Annotated in this window: 3 protein-coding genes; all 3 read left to right on the top strand. The window is 49.3% G+C overall.

All coding sequences use genetic code 11. From position 1 onward, the window contains the following. Positions 1-227 precede the first annotated feature (227 nt). From NP603_RS21730 to NP603_RS21720, 3 genes are read left to right on the top strand one after another with little or no spacing between them, the layout of a single operon-like run. A complete protein-coding gene (locus tag NP603_RS21730; RefSeq protein WP_256612957.1) occupies positions 228-1,529 on the top strand; it encodes a tyrosine-type recombinase/integrase in 1,302 nt (433 codons plus the stop codon). A gap of 26 nt (positions 1,530-1,555) precedes the next feature. After that, entirely contained in the window at positions 1,556-1,882 is a 327-nt protein-coding gene (locus tag NP603_RS21725) for a type II toxin-antitoxin system TacA family antitoxin (RefSeq protein ID WP_256612955.1), read from the top strand. Beyond that, positions 1,882-2,367 (top strand): GNAT family N-acetyltransferase, encoded by a 486-nt coding sequence (locus tag NP603_RS21720; RefSeq protein ID WP_256612954.1) that lies wholly within the window; start codon positions 1,882-1,884, stop codon positions 2,365-2,367. The genes NP603_RS21725 and NP603_RS21720 overlap by 1 nt, the downstream gene beginning before the upstream one ends. Positions 2,368-2,514 lie beyond the last annotated feature (147 nt).

Below are 2,514 nucleotides of genomic sequence, written 5' to 3'. Positions count from 1 at the left end.
CTTTTATTGGTCGGGACGGCGGGATTCGAACCCACTATCACTTGCCCCACAGAAAAGTAATTCCACTTCCAGAAAAATCCAGATTCGTTTGATTTTTTATTTTAATACAATAGTTTGAATTATTTTTGCCGGGGACATTGTCCAAATACATCCATCATGATTTAATCAAATCCAGCAAAAAATGTATCCCGGAATGTATCCCGAAAACAGAATGCGAGGATTAAATCATGGCAAACAATAAACTTACTGATCTGGCCTTCCGCAAGCTCAAAGCTCAGGACAAAGAGCAGATCATTCCCGATGGCGGAGGTCTTTACATCCGGGTCAGATCAATTTCGGATGGCGGAGCTGTATCGTTTCGATTCCGGTATTTGCTGCAAGGCAAGCAAATATGGCTGACGCTCAAAGCTAAAACATTGGCGGAAGCCCGAAAAGAACGGGACGATTACAAAGCCATTGCCAAACAAGGCATCGATCCAGCCACCGAACAAAAACTTTCAGCAGAGCGCGCCAGGGCGGCACAGTTAGCAGAACAAGCTGAATTGGCTCGACAGCAAGCCCTAACCAGCGTCAGCGGATTATTTGAGCGCTGGGTAATGACTGATTTACAGCAACGCAAGGATTTGGCCGAAGTGCAGCGGATGTTTGCCAAAGATGTTCTGCCGATCATCGGCGGCATCAACGCCCAAGACATTCGTAAGAGCCATGTCACCGACGTCATCGACCGCGTCAAGCAACGTGGCTCGGTTCATACATCGCGCAATCTGCTTAAACTGATGCGACAAATGTTTAAATTCGCGGTCGACCGGGATGTGATTGAATTTGATCCAACGGCAAGTTTAAGCGTTAGTAAGGTCACGACCAAAAACACCGAGCGCGACCGGGTTTTGTCGCAAGACGAAATCAGACTATTAAAAGATCAACTTCCCGCCGCCGGCCTGATGCCGACCACCGAGTGTGCGATCTGGATCATGCTATCAACGCTTTGTCGTGTCGGCGAACTGAGCAAGGCCGAATGGAAACATGTCGATTTCGATACCAAAACCTTTTTCATTCCGGTAGAGAACAGCAAGAACGACAAGGCCCATACCGTTTACTTATCCGACTTTGCCCTGAACCAGTTTCAACGCTTGTTCGCTTTCAGGCAATCGGATACTTGGCTTTTCCCCAATACCCGCGATAGCTCTCACGTTTGCGAAAAATCGATCACCAAGCAAATCGACGGCCGGCAGAATTCGACGGTTTACAGCAATCGTAGTAAAGCCAACCAAGCTTTAGTTTTGCCCGGCGGCAAATGGACGCCTCACGATCTGCGCAGAACCGGCGCCACGATGATGGGCAACCTCGGCGTACACGGCGACGTGATCGAAAAATGCCTGAATCACACCCAAGAAAACAAGTTGAAGCGCGTCTACCAACACCAGGAACTAAAAGCAGAACAGGCGGAGGGTTGGCGCGTTTTGGGCGAACGACTGGAATTATTAACTGGCGGGAATCCAAACGTGATTCCGATCAAACGGGCAAGTTAAAGCAAAAGTTAAAAGTAGACGCACAATTGGCGTACAATTACTTCCAGCCAATTGGAGGGAATTATATGCCTACGCCAGAAACCACCAAACAAGAACGCATGCACATTCGCCTGGACGCTCTTTCCAAGCAAAAGCTGGAAAAAGCCGCAAGTTACAGCCACAAAAAACTGTCCGAATTTGTGTTGGCTCAATCGCTGGCCGCTGCCGAAAATATCATCAACGAGCACGAGCAAATCACCCTTTCCCCTGCCGATTGGACCTTATTTTTGGACGCTCTGGAAAACCCGCCGGCCAAGAATGCTAAATTGAAACACGCCCTAGCGCTCCATCAGCAAACGGTTGTCCGGGACTGATGCCACTCAAAATCGAAACACTCAACACCAACCATCAACGCAAAGCCTTCGACTGTGGCGACAGCACCCTAAACAACTACCTACAACAATACGCCCGCCAAAACGTAAAACACCGCCTCAATAAGGTGTTCGTGGCAACCGACGTCAGCGCGCCGCAAACCATCCTTGGCTACTACACCCTCAGTGCAGGCAGTGTGCGTGCCGGCGACTTGCCGCCAGAACATAAAAATCGACTCCCCAATTATCCGGTGCCGGTGGCGTTATTAGGCAGGCTCGCGGTTGATAAACAATATCAAGGTCAACGCTTGGGAACGATACTGCTGGCCGATGCTGTACAGCGCGTAGAGCAAGCTAGTGAAGTGATGGCCGTTTATGCAATCGTGGTAGACGCACTGAATCCAGCCGCAGCCGAGTTTTATCGGCAGTTTGGTTTTAACGTGCTTCCAGGGCAGCCGTTAAAACTCTTCTTACCATTAAGCGACTAAACACGGCAGATAGCATTATCAATCGTTATCTGCCGACATAACTCCCATGATCAAAAACAGAATCGGCCGCCGCTTTTAAGTCGTTCTTCGCACGCTGTAACCAGCGCTTGTCGACAATCCAGTTTTTATAATCCTGCCGCCACCTAG

Origin of the sequence: Methylomonas aurea (assembly GCF_024505045.1) — a bacterium.
Lineage (GTDB): Bacteria > Pseudomonadota > Gammaproteobacteria > Methylococcales > Methylomonadaceae > Methylomonas > Methylomonas aurea.
The sequence above is the reverse complement of the archived record's forward strand: the minus strand, read 5'-3'. Positions and strand labels throughout refer to the sequence as shown.